This is a genomic window from Oleiphilus sp. HI0080 (assembly GCF_001635135.1).
The window spans coordinates 1-14,842 of the sequence record NZ_LWFU01000383.1 but is presented as its reverse complement, the minus strand read 5'-3'; the positions used below and the strand labels follow the sequence as shown (position 1 = coordinate 14,842).

Here is a 14,842-nt window from a genome sequence, read left to right as displayed (position 1 = left end):
TTGAAGATGATCAATCCAAGGCGTGAACAAGAGGGTAAAGAGGCGATAAACATTGAGCGTATTCCGCTTGATGATCCAGAGTCGTTTCGACTGCTAAAAACCGCTGAGACGACGGCCGTCTTCCAGCTGGAATCACGCGGTATGAAGGATCTGATTCGTCGGCTTCAGCCTGATAACCTAGAAGATATGATCGCGCTAGTTGCGCTGTTTCGTCCGGGGCCTCTCGAGTCAGGTATGGTTGACGACTTTATCAACCGTAAGCACGGCCGTGCACCGGTGGCTTATCCGCATCCGGATTTTCAGCATGAGAGCCTGAAGCCTATTCTTGAACCAACCTACGGGGTTATCGTTTATCAGGAACAGGTAATGCAGATCGCGCAGGTTCTTGCCGGTTATACGCTTGGCGGCGCGGATGTATTGCGTCGGGCAATGGGTAAGAAAAAGCCTGAGGAGATGGCCAAGCAGCGAGGCTTGTTTGAGTCCGGGGCGATTGATCAGGGTATTGATGGCGACTTGGCGCTCAAAATCTTTGATCTGGTAGAGAAATTTGCTGGCTATGGTTTTAACAAATCGCACTCTGCTGCTTATGCACTTGTTTCCTATCAAACGCTTTGGTTGAAAACACACTTTCCTGCGGAATTTATGGCGGCGGTGCTGACCGCGGATATGCAAAACACCGATAAGGTGGTCACGCTCATTGAAGAGTGTCGCAAGATGAAGCTTGCTATCGTTCTGCCAAATGTAAATGTCAGTGACTATACATTCACTGTGGACGAACAGGGTCAAATTGTATACGGCTTGGGTGCGGTTAAGGGCTTGGGCGAGGGGCCAGTCGAAAGTATTCTAGCGGCGCGTGCTGAAGGTGGCGCGTTCAAAAACCTGTTTGATTTTTGCGACCGTGTTGATTTGCGCAAGGTGAACAAGCGAGCGCTTGAAGCTCTGATTTTTTCCGGCGCACTGGATGAAATTGGCCCGAATCGAGCGCGCTTGATGGCGACGATAGAGGAAGCGATCAAACGTGCTGATCAGAACTCTCGCAATCAAAATGCTGGTATGAGTGATTTGTTTGGCGCTGTTGTGCCGGACGAGAGTGTTGATGATGTTTACCAGCGCTCGGAAGGAATTAGGGAGTGGTCTGAAAAGCAGCGCCTCGCACATGAGAAAGACACTCTTGGTTTGTATCTCACTGGGCATCCCTTTGATGAGTATGAGTCTGAGGTGCGTCGCTTTGCGCGCAATGCGATTATTGATTTGAAGCCTAGTCGCAATAAGATTGCGATAGCGGGCTTAATTGTTGATTTGCGATTAATGAAAAATAAGCGCGGCCAAAACATGTGCTTCGTGACCTTGGATGATCGTTCTGCGCGCATTGAAGCGACGCTTTTTTCTGACGCTTATGATGAGTTTAAAGATCAACTCAATAAAGACACCGTCGTTGTTATTGAGGGTGGAGTGAGTCATGACGACTTCTCGGGCAATTTAAAGCTACGTGTTGATAAGGTGATGTCTCTGGTCGATGCCCGGCAGCAATATGCATCTCAACTTGTCTTGAATGTGCATGCAGATCAGTTCAAGAATGGTTTCCTCAAAGAGCTTAAAAGTGTGCTGGCGCCTTATCAGGGTGGCGGCTGCCCGGTAACTCTTCGCTACTGTCGTAACGATGCCGAGACGACGATTGCATTAGGTGAAGCATGGCGACTTAGGCCGGATGATGAGGCGCTCTTTGAGCTTGCGCATATTTTAGGTAAAGAAAAAGTCATTCTTGAGTACAATTAGGGCTTTAAATTACGGCTATACTTGTGCCTAATGCACTTTGTCTTTGGAGCGTTCTGCGTTCCATTCAGCTGTATGGAAGGCCGTATTAGGCATACACCGTTTTCGACTTGGGTTTATATGAATTTACAGTACCTTGACTTTGAACAGCCGATTGTCGACCTCGAAGAGAAAATCTCCGAGTTACGTATGGTCGGTAATAGCCAAGATATGAATTTGACTGACGCAATAGAGCGTCTGGAACGTGAATGCATCGCGCAAACTAAGTCGATCTTCTCAAATCTAACGCCTTGGGATATTACCCGTATTGCGCGCCATCCTAAGCGACCTTACACCTTGGACTATATCGACCAGATCTTTGACGAATTTGAAGAGTTGCATGGCGATAGAACATTTGCAGACGATCCGTCCATTGTCGGAGGGTTGGCAAGGCTTGGCTCCTATTCCGTAATGGTGATCGGCCAGCAAAAAGGTCGGGATGTTAAAGAAAAAGTAAAACGTAATTTTGGCATGCCGATGCCAGAGGGCTACCGTAAGGCAAAACGGTTAATGGAAATGGCTGAGCGTTTTAATCTGCCCATTGTGACCTTAATCGATACGCCTGGAGCGTTTCCCGGTATTGGTGCTGAGGAACGTGGTCAGAGCGAGGCGATTGCGCGCAATATTGCCGTGATGTCGCGTTTGAAAACCCCGATTATCTCAACGGTGATCGGTGAGGGAGGCTCTGGTGGCGCATTGGCGATCGGAGTGTGTGATCGATTGAACATGCTGGAGTATGCAACGTATTCTGTCATCTCTCCCGAGGGCTGCGCGTCTATCCTCTGGAAAAGTGCCGAGTATGCGGCTGATGCTGCAACCGCGATGGGTGTGACGGCCCCTCGGTTGAAAGAGCTGGGTTTGATTGATCAGATTATTGAAGAGCCTCTGGGTGGTGCGCATCGAGATGTGCAAGCTATGGCCGAGTCGCTCAAAGAGCGTCTGCTTGTTGATATTCGCGCTCTGCGCGACACTCCGGTCGAAGAGTTGATCGAAGAGCGTTATCAGCGCTTAACTGCGTATGATAAAGGCTAAACTGGAAAGAGCGTTCGCTTCTTATCCTGATTCTTCCACATTTTATGTTGCTTATAGTGGTGGGCTAGACTCCACTGTCTTACTTCATTTGGCGAAGCGCGCCGCAAAAACTCAGTCCTCAAAACGGCGGATTCAACTAAAGGCGATCCATGTTCATCACGGCATTAGTGCGCATGCCGATCGTTGGTCAGAGCACTGTCGGGCTGAATGTGAGCGCCTAGACATACCGCTTATTGTTGAACGTGTTTCGATTAGGGGCTCGGGCGGGAGCTTCGAGCGTGCTGCGCGAGAGGCTCGTTACGCGGCATTTAACCAGTACTTGTCTTGCAGAGATGTGCTGTTGATGGCGCATCACGAGGATGATCAATTCGAAACGATATTAATGCGGCTTATGCGGCGTGGTGATGGAAGTTTGCTGGCCGGTATTCCTGAATCCAGAGAGCTTCAATCTGGCGTTTTATTTCGCCCCTTTCTTAATGTTCGGCGAGCAGATCTTGAGCGCTACGCGGTAGAGCATAACCTAAAGTGGGTTGAGGATGACTCCAATAAGGCATTGTGCATTGCCCGTAATCGTATTCGGCATCAAGTCCTGCCTAAATTGCAGAAACAAGAGCCACAACTGTTCGTTATTTTGGCTGAGTTGGTGCATGGTCATCGTAGGTTGAATGCGTTGTCGAGCCGTCTTTTTAAGGCGCTTTACCCAAAAATGTGTGTTGCTGTTTTTAACGGCGAGGTAGGGCTTTCTCTCAAAGTCTTGAGGTTGCTAGAGGCAGAGTCTCAACGAGATTTGCTTCGCTGGTGGTTACGTGATTTAGCGCTTGCCCAGCCGACGGCTGCTTCGTTTGAGCGCGTTTGGAATGAGTTAATTCCGGCTAAGGAGGATGCGCAGCCTCGCATCGACTGGGCTGGCTTAAGCTTGCGTCGCTATGCGGATGCGATATTTGTTGTGGAGTCAGATTTTACTGGTGAGAGCCAGTCTGAAGACTCTGACGTTGCTGAGAGTTGGGGTGAGCTCGGTAAACGTGAAAAGATTCGAGGTTTCACTAAAAAGCAGTGGCAGAAGCGTTTGCGAATTCCGCCTTGGCAGCGACCTTTTTTAAAGGTGCGTTATGGGGGTTCGAGTGATGTTGGCGCAAAGATCTTGGACGTTATTGATATGCGAAACGGCCGAAGCATTTTTACCGTTGCCGATTCGCATATCGAAGAGCGCTGAATTAAGGATTACCTAATGTCGCCACCATCACCGCTTTGATAGTGTGCATCCTGTTCTCTGCTTGATCAAACACAATGCTGGCGTCTGACTCGAACACGTCTTCAGTGACCTCTAGCCCGTTCAGGCCATAAGTCTCTTCAATTTCTTTACCGACGCGCGTTTCATTGTTGTGGAATGCGGGGAGGCAGTGCATGAATTTTGTGTTCTTGTTGTTTGTTTGAGCCATGAGTGCTGAATTTATTTGATACGGTTTCATTAGCGCAACGCGTTCATCCCAAGCTTCTTTTGGTTCACCCATTGAAACCCAGACGTCGGTATAAACGAAATCAACATCCGCCACGCCGTCAGCCACATCGTTTGTTAGTGAGATTGTTGCGCCGCTTTTGGCTGCAATTTCAAGACATCGGTTCACTAGGCTTTGTTCCGGGTGGAAACCTTTAGGAGCAACAAGTCTAATGTCCATGCCCATGATCGCAGCGCCTACCATCAAGGAGTTACCCATGTTGTTTCGCGCATCGCCAAGATAGGCAAATTTGACTTTGGACAGCTCCTTGCCCTCGCAGTGCTCAATCATGGTTAAGAAGTCAGCCAAGATCTGGGTTGGATGAAACTCATCGGTCAAGCCGTTCCACACAGGTACGCCAGAATACCTTGCCAATGCCTCAACATCGCTTTGGCGATAACCACGAAATTCAATGCCATCATACATTCGGCCTAAGACGCGAGCTGTGTCCTTTACAGACTCTTTCTCTCCCATCTGAGAACCGCCGCCAATGTAGGTTACGCAGGCGCCTTGATCGAATGCAGCAACTTCAAACGCACAGCGTGTGCGCGTCGATGCTTTTTCGAAAATGAGTGCGACGTTTTTGCCAAGGAGGTGTTTCTGCTCGGTCTTAGTGCGCTTTTGGGTTTTTAATTGCTTGGCGAGACTTAGCAGGCCGCCAATTTCGTCTGCGTTGAAGTCGAGCAGTTTGGTAAAGCTTTTTCCATTGAGCGAGAAGCTCATAGTCGTCTCCGCATTTTTAAAGCAGCGATGATAGCAAAAAGTTCGGGAATGTGTAGTTTGAGTCGATGGGGACGCTAAAGGCGGTTACGATTTTTTGGGCGTAATACGTGGCGAATCGTATCGAACGCCTTGCTATTTGCGGGGTGAGCTATTAGAATGCGCGGCTCGAAAAACTGCGGGTGGGCATCATTGCTTTTTGCATGTTTACCCGTTTAAATTGTAACTCCTTGCTTTAAAACAAATTTTTGATTTAAGGCTATATATCCAAAGGGAGCATTTATGCGTCACTACGAGATCGTATTCTTGGTACATCCTGATCAAAGCGAACAGGTGCCAGGTATGGTTGAGCGATACAGCAACCTAATCACTACCGGTGGTGGTCAGATTCACCGTCTGGAAGATTGGGGTCGTCGTCACTTGGCTTACCCGATCAACAAAATTCACAAAGCACACTACATCTTGATGAACATCGAATGTAGCAACGAAGTGCTTGAAGAGCTTTCTCATAACTTCCGATTCAATGATGCGATTATTCGCGACTTGGTCATTCGTCGTAAAGAAGCGGTTACCGAAGAGTCTGCAATTAAAGCATCTCAAAACCGTGATGACCGTCGTCCGCCTCGTCAAGAAGCGCCTCGTCAAGAAGCGCCAAAAGCTGAAGCAGAAACTGGCACAGAAGAAGCAGCTGGCGACAGCGCTGAATCAACAGAAGAGTAATTCGGAATTAGGAGAAGACTATGTCTCGTTTTTTACGTCGCCGTAAGTTCTGCCGTTTCACTGCAGAAGGCGTTAAAGAGATCGATTACAAAGATCTAGATACTTTAAAAGGTTATGTCACTGAAACTGGAAAGATCGTTCCTAGCCGTATTACCGGCACAAAAGCGAAATACCAGCGTCAGTTGGCGACAGCAATCAAGCGTGCTCGTTACGTTGCATTGTTGCCGTACACCGATAACCACCACGAGTAATGGTGGCTCCGTCTCGAGTTAATTGGGGACGGTTGAAAATTTACTTGAATACTTGAGGAAGCGCTTTGATGCGTGAATTAGCCCGGTTTGCCATGAAGGGGCCGCGCAACGCTGCAGGGGTTGCCTTTGTAGCTTGTTTAGTTCCAATGATGTTCTGGCTCGGTGCTGCGACGGTTGCGTTAGTAACGTTACGTCATGGTACGGCGAAGGGACTCAATGTATTCGTATGGGCCGCGATACCTGCTTTGGGTTGGTGGCTCGGATTGCACGATCCAACCGCATTGGTAGTGTTGATATCAACGTTTGCTTTGGCAGAGGTTTTGAGAATCAGCGTTTCCATGCGCAGAACACTGTTGTTTGGCTTTGGATTCAGTATTTTGATTGGTGTTATGACACCAGTTTTGATGCCCGAAGCGATAGAAATGTTGCTCACTGTGACGGATGAACTTCTCAAACAGTTGGCCGAAGATGCGCAGCTACAGGTAGATGATGAGCTTAGGGCTTCATTCCATGCCTTACTAATTGCGAGCTTTGCAGCATCATTTTTTGCCATGAGCGTGGGGAGTTTGTTTCTCGCGCGGTCTTGGCAGGCAGCATTGTTTAAGCCGGGGGGCTGGCGGGAAGAATTTCACCAGCTTCGTATGAGTTCAATGGACATGACAGCAATAGTTATTGTTATGTTGATTGGGCCTGCTATTGGATTGGATGGCTATCTACTGGTTTTCAGTGGTTTAGTACCAATTCTGATTTGCGGGTTCGCGTTAGTGCACGGTTTGATCGGCAAGAAAAATTTAGGCGGACAATGGATGATCGGCTTCTACGCATTAGTCGTCGTTCTGTTCCCGACCTTCTTAGCAATCATTGCGCTCATGGCTTTATTGGATAGCGCAGTAGATATAAGAAGTAGGGTTCAGTCTTCACCAGACGCATAACGAAGCGCTTGTGTTGAAGAAGATGGCTGTGAAGAAACATCCTTGTTCGCACAAAGAGACAATTCGATTTAATAGTTGAGGATAGCGAGATGGAAGTCATTCTACTCGAAAAAGTTGGTAAGCTAGGCGGTCTTGGCGACAAAGTAACAGTTAAATCTGGCTTTGGTCGTAACTTCTTGGTTCCATTTGGCAAAGCCGTTCCTGCAAACGCAGAGAATGTTGCGCAGTTCGAAGCGCGCCGTGCAGAGCTTGAAAAAGCAGCTGCTGAGAAATTGGCAGCAGCAGAAGCTCGTGCAGCTGAGTTGAACGAGAAATCAGTTACTATCACGTCAAAAGCTGGCGATGAAGGTAAGCTGTTTGGTTCAATTGGTGTTCGCGATGTAGCAGATGCGGTAACCGCTGCTGGCACCGAAGTTAGCAAATCTGAGGTTCGCCTTCCTGAAGGTCCGATCCGTGCAGTTGGTGACTACGAGATTGATATCCAGTTGCACAGTGATGTAACTGCGACTATCAACCTAGCTGTTGTAGCAGAATAATTCTTTCCGCTGATCGCGGATAAGAAATAGCAGACGCCCATTTTTTAAGTTGGCATCTGCTTCTAAGCCCTAAGGATATCCTGTATATTCTTGGGGCTTATTTGTTTGTGAGTTTTCGAATAATCTTACCCTTTGAACCCTGCCATACTTCGGAGTTTCTCTAGCCTGTGTCCGACAAAGAAACCTTAGGATTAAAAACCCCACCACACTCTATTGAAGCGGAACAATCGATTCTTGGAGGGTTGCTGCTTGATAACAGCAAGTGGGATGTTGTTGGTGATAAGGTTATTGAGGATGATTTCTATCGTCAGGACCACCGTCTATTGTTTCGTGTGGTGAGTCGCCTTGCGACTCAGGGAAATCCGATTGACGTCATCACCGTCTCTGAAGAGTTGCAGCGGCTTGGCGAGCTCGAAAATGCCGGTGGGATGGCCTACCTAACGGAGTTGGTCGAAAAAACGCCGAGTGCAAGTAATGTTCGCTCTTACTCCAATATCGTGCATGAACGTGCTGTTTTACGCCGACTTATTCAGATTTCTGGCGAAATTTCTGACAGCGCATTTAATCCTACTGGACGCAGCACGAACGAATTGCTTGACGAAGCGGAGAGGAAGGTTTTCCAGATATCTGAGAGCAGTGCGGGGCAGGAAACCGGCCCCGTCAGTGTCAACCCAGTGCTCACCAAAACTCTGGAGCGGATTGAAGAGCTGTTTGATGCCCCTGACGGTATTACCGGTGTCACCACGGGTTTCAAAGATCTCGATGACATGACGTCAGGCCTGCAGTCTTCAGATTTGGTGATCGTTGCAGCGCGCCCGTCGATGGGTAAAACAGCGTTTGCGATGAACCTCGTTGAGTCCGCGTTGATAAAAGCGGAAGTGCCTGTGCTAGTTTTTAGTATGGAGATGCCGGCTGACTCAATCTTGATGCGTATGCTCAGCTCACTTGGTCAGATTAACCAAACAAAGGTGCGATCGGGTAAGTTAGATGAGGAAGACTGGCCGAGGCTCTCATCTGCGGCAAAGATTCTGAAAGATAGGCCTCTATTTATTGATGATACTGCTGGCTTGAGCCCGACTGAGGTGCGTTCGCGCGCGCGCCGCGTTGCTCGTGAAGTAGGTCAGATTGGTATGATCATGGTCGATTATCTTCAGCTAATGCAAATACCAGGAATGAATGAAGGCCGAACAGCGGAGATTTCTGAGATCTCGCGATCTCTTAAAGCTTTAGCGAAGGAGTTGCAGTGTCCGGTGGTGGCGCTTTCTCAGTTGAACCGAGGTCTGGAATCACGAACGGATAAGCGTCCGATGAACTCTGATTTGCGAGAATCAGGAGCGATTGAGCAGGATGCGGATGTCATTATGTTTATCTATCGTGACGAGTACTACAACGAAGAGAGTCCTGATAAAGGTATTGCCGAGATTATTATTGGTAAACAACGTAACGGCCCGATCGGCAAGGTGAAATTGCAGTTCCAAGGCCAGTTCACCAAGTTTAATGATCTTGCTCACGTTGATTACAATAACGAGTTTTAAGGCGCTATAGGCTATGTCTAGACCAGCAGTTGCTTATATCGACCAAGCCGCATTTTCAGAGAACATTCAATTTCTTCAGCGCCAAGCGTCCAACTCAGAGCTGTTGCTGGTGGTCAAGGCGGATGCCTATGGCCATGGGGTTGAGAACCTTTTGCCCGCTTTTAAGCATCATCGCGTAGCGGTAGCCTGCGTGGAAGAAGCGTTAACCTTGATTGATCTTGGTTATTCTGGTGAGGTTATCTTGCTAGAGGGCTTATTCAATAGTGCTTGCGTTGACAAACTTAGGGGGCATTCAGCGGTCTTTGTGATCCATAGTCTTTTCCAGCTAGACTGTCTAGAGAATGCGGGTTATGAAGGACGGGTTTGGTTGAAAGTCGACTCTGGTATGCATCGCCTGGGCTTGAATGAAGATGATTTCCGAGACTGTCTGCAAAGGATTGGTAAATCCAAAAAGATGCAGTTAGAGACTGTAATGACCCATTTTGCCAGTGCTGATGACCCGCGAAGCACTTCTATATCCACTCAGGTTAGCCGCTTTCATTCGGTGCTGAGCGGCTCAGATGCGAATCAGCTTGCTCAAGCACCATCATTGTCCTTGTGTAATTCGGCAGCGCTGTTGCTTCATCCCGAGTTTCAAGAGCAAATTGTTCGCCCAGGAATCGTACTTTACGGGGGCAATCCGGTACCTTTGATCCCTTCAGTAACGGATGGTTTAAAGCCGGTGATGCATTTGAAATCCGAAGTGATTGCCCTCCGTGAGATTGAAACAGGTGAGACGGTGGGGTACGGAGATACTTGGACGGCACTGAGAAAAACCATTATTGCAACGGTGGCGATGGGCTACGGCGATGGTTATCCCCGTCATGCGCCTAGCGGGACACCTGTTATGGTCGATGGTCAGCGCGCCCCGCTTGTCGGTCGTGTATCTATGGATTTGATTACCATCGACGTGACCGAAGTGCGCAATGTTAATATCGGCTCTGAAGTCGAATTTTGGGGCGCCGAGCTCTCAATTGATGAAGTCGCAGAGCATGCTGGCACAATTTCCTATCAGCTTTGCACTGCGATTACAGCCCGAGTCCCTCGCGTTTGTATATAGTGCTTCCTTTGCGCGGAACTTATTGCGCGACCCAGATGAGCTCTTCCGTGGCAAAACCTTTTGTTTGTGCAAATTCTAAAAACTCTGCGCGCGTGTCTTTAGTGATCTCAGGCGTGCGTGATAGTAGCCATAGGTAGTCTGTATCGGGTCCGGTAATGAAGGCATGCTGATAGTTTTTCTGATCTAGTTCGGCAATGACATACGAGGCATAGAAGGGCCCAAAAAAACTGACCTTAAGGTGCCCCGTTTTAGAGTCTTCGACAAAATACGCTTTGCCCTCCGCCTCGTTCCATGTTTGTTCTTCCAAGGAATAGCCTCTATTGAGAACTCGCACGCCGCCGTCTGATCGCAAAGTATACTCTGCAGTGACCTTGCTGAGTCCTCTTTCGAAGCTATGGTCTAGTCTCGCAATTTCATACCATTTACCTAAATAGCGATCTAACTCAAAATCTGAAACAGGTTGAACATTTTTTGGAATCCCGGTGCAGCCGCTCAATAGCGCTGCCATTAAAAGCAGGATGGGGAACAGAATTTTGTTTGAGTTATCCATAAAGACAGAGTCTCTCTCGTAATTTGATTTATAAATGCCAGCGCTCAACAGGGTGGTACTCGACTTTTCCATATGAATTCTGCTGTGACTCATATAACGCTACGTCGCTGATCTGCAACTCGATTGCAGGAGCAAGTAGAGGTGGAGACATCTCTTGGGCTCCACGCGTGAGACTAATGTGTGGTTGATATGCTCGGTTGGATTTTCTTGCACCATAGCGTGTTCCGGCACTTGCGTGACTTGCTGACAAACGGCTTAGATCCTGTGGCCAAGCACTTGGGCCAATCCAGATAATGCCAGTTTTTGGCCAAAAGGCGACCTGATCTAATCGTATTAAGAAGGGGCGGAGGGAGGAGCGTTCGTTGAGGGTCGTAAGTTGGTTAACAAGAGGCTCAATGTTCTGTTGTTGGATGTCGCCAAAGAATGCCAAGGTAATGTGATAATTGGTCTGTGCGATTTTTCCTGTTGGTAAAAGAAGATAACTGTCTGCCCAGCTGAAGATACGTTTTCTATCTTCCGGTTTAATGTCTAACGCAGTAAAGAGTCGCATCTCAAGACTATATCTTATCGCTTCAAGTGGTTTGTTACTTTAGCACGTTAAAGCAAAAAAAAGCCCGGAGGGTATCCGGGCTTGTTGTCTCGAAGCCTAGGCTTCTCTAAAAGTCTTCCCAGTCATCTTGGCTAGAGAAAGAGGCTGCACTGCTATCGCCGCTGCTGCCACTGCTCGCTCTTGGTGGCTCATAGGTCATTACGGGCGCGGCTTGTGCCGGTGCAGATGCTGTCATCATGGGTGCTGCTGACATGCTCATGCCTCCCTGTAGGCTGAAGAATGAAATCATGCTCGCCATATTGTTGGCTTCTTCCGACATACTGCGGCTCGCAGCCGATGTCTCTTCGACGAGTGCTGCGTTCTGCTGCGTCATTTCATCCATTTGGGTAACTGCTTGGTTAATCTGACTAATGCCTGCGTTTTGTTCAATTGCAGCATTGTTTACGTCATTGATCATGGTAGCTACACGATCAACGGCAGAGACGATGTCCGCAAGCGTTTCACCACTCTGGTTCACTAAAGTGGAGCCAGACTCCACTTTGCTCACGCTATCTCTGATTAAATCTTTGATCTCTTTTGCCGCTGCGGCAGAGCGTTGTGAAAGGGTTCGAACTTCGCCCGCGACAACCGCAAATCCGCGGCCCTGTTCGCCTGCACGTGCTGCTTCAACTGCAGCATTCAGCGCGAGTAGATTGGTTTGGAAAGCAATCTCGTCGATAACACCAATGATGTCGTTAATTTTATTACTTGAGTCGAGGATCTCGCTCATGGCATTGACGGCATCTTCCACAACTTCGCCACCGGCCTGCGCTTTCGATTTCGCTTCAGCGGCAAGGTTGTTTGCTTCCGAGGCATTCTCACTCGATTGCTTCACGGTAGAAGTCATTTCTTCCATGCTGGACGCAGTCTCTTCCAATGAACTGGCCTGAGACTCTGTTCGTCGGCTCAAGTCGTCCGAGCCTTGTGCGACTTCGTTGGCAGAGCTTCTAACGGCTCCTGCAGCATTTTGAATCTTCAATAACACCTCATTTAGCTTAGTGACGGTGTTATTGGCGTTGGTTTTAATGTTGTCGAACTCACCACGGTACTCATTTGTAATGGTGGTTGTCAGATCGCCCTCGGACATCGCCTCAAACATATGGCTCATGTCGTGAACGAATGAAGAGGTTTTATCAAGTAGGGTGTTTAAACCTGTGCTTAGTTGTTTAAAGAATCCGTCTTTATCGTCTAGTCCAATGCGCTCACTGAGATCGCCATCGTTTGCCGCGGCGATAATGTTGTCCATCTCTTCTTGAATGCGAACTTCTGCGGTCTTATCGTTCCACTCAACAACGGTACCGATACGGTTGCCATCTTTATCGCTCACAGGGTTCACAATGAGGTGCATGTGGCGGCCACCAACCTCGATTTTTGTTCGAGTAGTGCTCGTCAGGCGATCCAAAATTTGGATCTGGTGTTGAGGGTTTTTGTGGAATTGATCGATTGTACCGCCGACTAATGTTTCGGGATTGAAGTTCGGCAAGTCTTTGCGAATATCGTCTGCTGCCGCGCGAAGTGTGTCCAGTACGGCATCATTTGCATAGATGATATTACGATCTGCATCGGCCATCATCACATTTGCAGTGACGCTATCGAGTGCTGTTTTAATGCGTGCGTTGTCTGCGGCGATCGCTGCGGCTTCTTTTTCAAGAGCCAAGCGCTCTGTTTTATCATCCCATTCGACAACGGTGCCTAAGCGCTCTTGATTCTCGCCAAAAATCGGGGTCGCGATTAAACCAAAGGTGCGTCCGCCGACGTTGATATCGCCTCGGAATGTATCCCTGAGTCCTTCAATCATATTCCGTTGATGAGCGGGATTTTTGTGGAAAGTATCAATGTTTTTACCCATCAGGTTGCGCGCATCAAAGTTAGGAAGATCCTTGCGCAAATCGGATTCTGCGGTGGCCATCATATCTTTGATGGCATCGTTCATGTAAACGATGTTGAAATCCGGGTCTGCCATCATCACATTGGTATCACAGACATCCAGCGCACTTTTGATTCTGGAAGTCTCGGCCAATGCGATGCGGTCGTCTTCCATGCGCTGTCGGAGGTTGATCTGCATGGCCTTCATTGCGGCAATCAAACTTGTCTCGTCGCCTTCTTGGGCCTGGACATCTTCGCCAAGCTCGTTGTTAGCGATTTTGGTTGCTACGCTCGCGGCATAGGATGGCTCACCGCCAAGCGCTCGAGTGATGTTTCGAGTCAGTAGTGCGGCAGCGATAATGCCGATCAGTATCGCGATGCCTGAGCCCAAGTACGTGCTCGTGGTTGCAAAGCTAGCAGTTGCGCTATTTTCATCTTGGTGAATCGCGATCAACTTGCGTTCTTCGGCAATAAAATCTTGCAGAATCTTGCGCATGTCTTCCATGTAGACGGGGCCATTACTGGACGTTACGAAGCTTGTCAGTGTACTTAATGGCCTCTCCCCTGAGAGTATTTTCTCGTGCAGATTTATTGCTTCGCGAAAGTGCTCAGATTGCCACGAACGCTCCAGCATTCTAACTTGATCAATGCGACTTGTTTGCGCTGAGTCATCTTGAATAAGCGGTGCAACGGCCTCGATAAGCTTATCAAAATGTTGTTTCCCTTCTCGGTAAGGCTCTAAGTAGCTTTCTCTTCCAGTGATGAGGTAGCCTCGTAAGCCGGACTCCATTTCGGTAACAGCGGCGAACAACTCGTCCCCTTTTTCGATAATCTTGTGGTCTTTATCGACTGTTTTTTGGCTCTCTATAAGATGGGAAAGCGTCTGGCTTCCTACCACCGAGATAATTGTGAACAGTACGAGAGGGATGGCAAAGCCGAGCCCTAGCTTCATTTTTAAACTGAGATTTTCGAACATATTCATCTTGCCCGCCCGTTGGATTAAATGCTTGTCCTAAACTTCTACTTCCCACTTCTTTTAGTTAGCGAGTCGTGAGAAAATCCTTTAACTTTGATGACGCTTTTGCGTTCTTAAGTAACCAATGTTGGCGTCACATTCCTGTCGTGACGGAACTAGAATATAGTTGAGATTTGTTCTTTCGCTGTTTGTGTTAAAACGATTATAGAAAAAGCCGTTAGCTTTTAATTCTTATTAGTTATAAGTCGCAAGATGCGAGACGATCCCAGCTCAATACGTATAACAAAGACAACAACAAAACTATGCGACTACTTCTATTTGTGCTTTTTATCTCTTCGAGCGTTGCCAATGCTGAACCTGCAGCGTATGCCGAGTTGGCCGGTAATGTCGTCCTGCAATCTGTGGACGAGAAAGATTTTCAGTTGGGGGCGACAGAGCTCAAGGGCGGGTTGTACGTTCATCAACTCATCTCTCTGGAGGCTTTTGTAAGCCAAGGGGTCGTGGACGACACAGACAACAACTTGAATCAAGCGGTCGGGTTGGGCTACGGTGTCGGTGCCCGTTTTGAGTCTCCCTCGCGAAGAGGTACAAAGGCGTTTATCTTATTGGGTTTTTCGTCGCACGAGCTTGAGTTGAAGAGAGAAGACACAAGTCAAAGCTTGAGCACCGAGCGCTTTGAAGGCTTTGCCTATGGTGTAGGGCTGCAAGAGCAGCTTTTTGATGCGGAC

The 14,842-nt window shown here is 48.3% G+C and carries 14 protein-coding genes; 10 read left to right on the top strand and 4 right to left on the bottom strand.

Annotated features, from left to right (window positions below):
* The 3 genes from A3751_RS06470 to tilS form a co-directional block, all read left to right on the top strand.
* On the top strand, window positions 1–1,776 hold a 1,776-nt coding region (locus A3751_RS06470), incomplete at its 5' end, for an exodeoxyribonuclease VII large subunit (RefSeq protein WP_156492288.1).
* Window positions 1,777–1,893: 117 nt separating this feature from the next.
* A complete protein-coding gene (locus A3751_RS06465; RefSeq protein WP_068453555.1) occupies window positions 1,894–2,844 on the top strand; it encodes an acetyl-CoA carboxylase carboxyltransferase subunit alpha in 951 nt (316 codons plus the stop codon).
* Window positions 2,831–4,057: a tRNA lysidine(34) synthetase TilS gene (gene tilS, locus A3751_RS06460; protein ID WP_068453550.1), complete on the top strand. Its 1,227-nt coding sequence runs from the start codon at window positions 2,831–2,833 to the stop codon at window positions 4,055–4,057. Before A3751_RS06465 ends, tilS begins: the two co-directional genes overlap by 14 nt.
* 1 nt (window position 4,058) lies before the next feature.
* Here the strand turns inward: tilS and argF are convergent, their stop codons facing one another.
* A complete protein-coding gene (argF, locus tag A3751_RS06455; RefSeq protein WP_068453548.1) occupies window positions 4,059–5,063 on the bottom strand; it encodes an ornithine carbamoyltransferase in 1,005 nt (334 codons plus the stop codon).
* Between the two features lie 279 nt (window positions 5,064–5,342).
* On the opposite strand from argF, the gene rpsF reads away from it, so the two are divergent.
* From rpsF to alr, 6 genes are all read left to right on the top strand, one after another.
* Window positions 5,343–5,780: a 30S ribosomal protein S6 gene (gene rpsF / locus A3751_RS06450; RefSeq protein WP_068453546.1), complete on the top strand. Its 438-nt coding sequence runs from the start codon at window positions 5,343–5,345 to the stop codon at window positions 5,778–5,780.
* A 20-nt stretch (window positions 5,781–5,800) separates the two neighbouring features.
* Window positions 5,801–6,031: a 30S ribosomal protein S18 gene (gene rpsR, locus A3751_RS06445; protein WP_068453544.1), complete on the top strand. Its 231-nt coding sequence runs from the start codon at window positions 5,801–5,803 to the stop codon at window positions 6,029–6,031.
* A gap of 68 nt (window positions 6,032–6,099) precedes the next feature.
* Window positions 6,100–6,963 carry a hypothetical protein gene (locus A3751_RS06440; RefSeq protein ID WP_068453542.1) on the top strand — a complete coding sequence of 288 codons (864 nt, stop codon included), beginning with the start codon at window positions 6,100–6,102 and terminating at the stop codon, window positions 6,961–6,963.
* A gap of 89 nt (window positions 6,964–7,052) precedes the next feature.
* Entirely contained in the window at window positions 7,053–7,499 is a 447-nt protein-coding gene (rplI, locus tag A3751_RS06435) for a 50S ribosomal protein L9 (protein ID WP_068453539.1), read from the top strand.
* 167 nt (window positions 7,500–7,666) lie between these two features.
* Complete coding sequence (dnaB, locus tag A3751_RS06430; RefSeq protein WP_068453537.1) at window positions 7,667–9,034, top strand: replicative DNA helicase; 1,368 nt, start codon at window positions 7,667–7,669, stop codon at window positions 9,032–9,034.
* 13 nt (window positions 9,035–9,047) lie between these two features.
* A complete protein-coding gene (alr, locus tag A3751_RS06425) occupies window positions 9,048–10,133 on the top strand; it encodes an alanine racemase (protein ID WP_068453535.1) in 1,086 nt (361 codons plus the stop codon).
* A 19-nt stretch (window positions 10,134–10,152) separates the two neighbouring features.
* On the opposite strand, the gene A3751_RS06420 is transcribed toward alr, so the two are convergent.
* The 3 genes from A3751_RS06420 to A3751_RS06410 form a co-directional block, all read right to left on the bottom strand.
* Window positions 10,153–10,683, bottom strand: a complete 531-nt coding sequence (locus tag A3751_RS06420) for a lipocalin family protein (RefSeq protein ID WP_068453533.1) — start codon at window positions 10,681–10,683, stop codon at window positions 10,153–10,155.
* A 28-nt stretch (window positions 10,684–10,711) separates the two neighbouring features.
* Complete coding sequence (thpR, locus tag A3751_RS06415; RefSeq protein ID WP_068453531.1) at window positions 10,712–11,233, bottom strand: RNA 2',3'-cyclic phosphodiesterase; 522 nt, start codon at window positions 11,231–11,233, stop codon at window positions 10,712–10,714.
* Window positions 11,234–11,339: 106 nt separating this feature from the next.
* A complete protein-coding gene (locus A3751_RS06410) occupies window positions 11,340–14,120 on the bottom strand; it encodes a methyl-accepting chemotaxis protein (protein WP_068453529.1) in 2,781 nt (926 codons plus the stop codon).
* A 296-nt stretch (window positions 14,121–14,416) separates the two neighbouring features.
* On the opposite strand from A3751_RS06410, the gene A3751_RS06405 reads away from it, so the two are divergent.
* Window positions 14,417–14,842: outer membrane beta-barrel protein (locus A3751_RS06405; protein WP_068453527.1), on the top strand; the 426-nt coding region annotated here is incomplete at its 3' end.

Excerpts from the sequence above, each read along its gene's own strand:
- A3751_RS06410 (WP_068453529.1), bottom strand. The coding sequence starts at position 14,120 with ATGAATATGTTCGAAAATCTCAGTTTAAAAATGAAGCTAGGGCTCGGC.
- rpsF (WP_068453546.1), top strand. The coding sequence starts at position 5,343 with ATGCGTCACTACGAGATCGTATTCTTGGTACATCCTGATCAAAGCGAA.
- A3751_RS06420 (WP_068453533.1), bottom strand. The coding sequence starts at position 10,683 with ATGGATAACTCAAACAAAATTCTGTTCCCCATCCTGCTTTTAATGGCA.
- rpsR (WP_068453544.1), top strand. The coding sequence starts at position 5,801 with ATGTCTCGTTTTTTACGTCGCCGTAAGTTCTGCCGTTTCACTGCAGAA.
- A3751_RS06465 (WP_068453555.1), top strand. The coding sequence starts at position 1,894 with ATGAATTTACAGTACCTTGACTTTGAACAGCCGATTGTCGACCTCGAA.
- A3751_RS06440 (WP_068453542.1), top strand. The coding sequence starts at position 6,100 with ATGCGTGAATTAGCCCGGTTTGCCATGAAGGGGCCGCGCAACGCTGCA.
- thpR (WP_068453531.1), bottom strand. The coding sequence starts at position 11,233 with ATGCGACTCTTTACTGCGTTAGACATTAAACCGGAAGATAGAAAACGT.
- tilS (WP_068453550.1), top strand. The coding sequence starts at position 2,831 with ATGATAAAGGCTAAACTGGAAAGAGCGTTCGCTTCTTATCCTGATTCT.
- rplI (WP_068453539.1), top strand. The coding sequence starts at position 7,053 with ATGGAAGTCATTCTACTCGAAAAAGTTGGTAAGCTAGGCGGTCTTGGC.
- argF (WP_068453548.1), bottom strand. The coding sequence starts at position 5,063 with ATGAGCTTCTCGCTCAATGGAAAAAGCTTTACCAAACTGCTCGACTTC.
- alr (WP_068453535.1), top strand. The coding sequence starts at position 9,048 with ATGTCTAGACCAGCAGTTGCTTATATCGACCAAGCCGCATTTTCAGAG.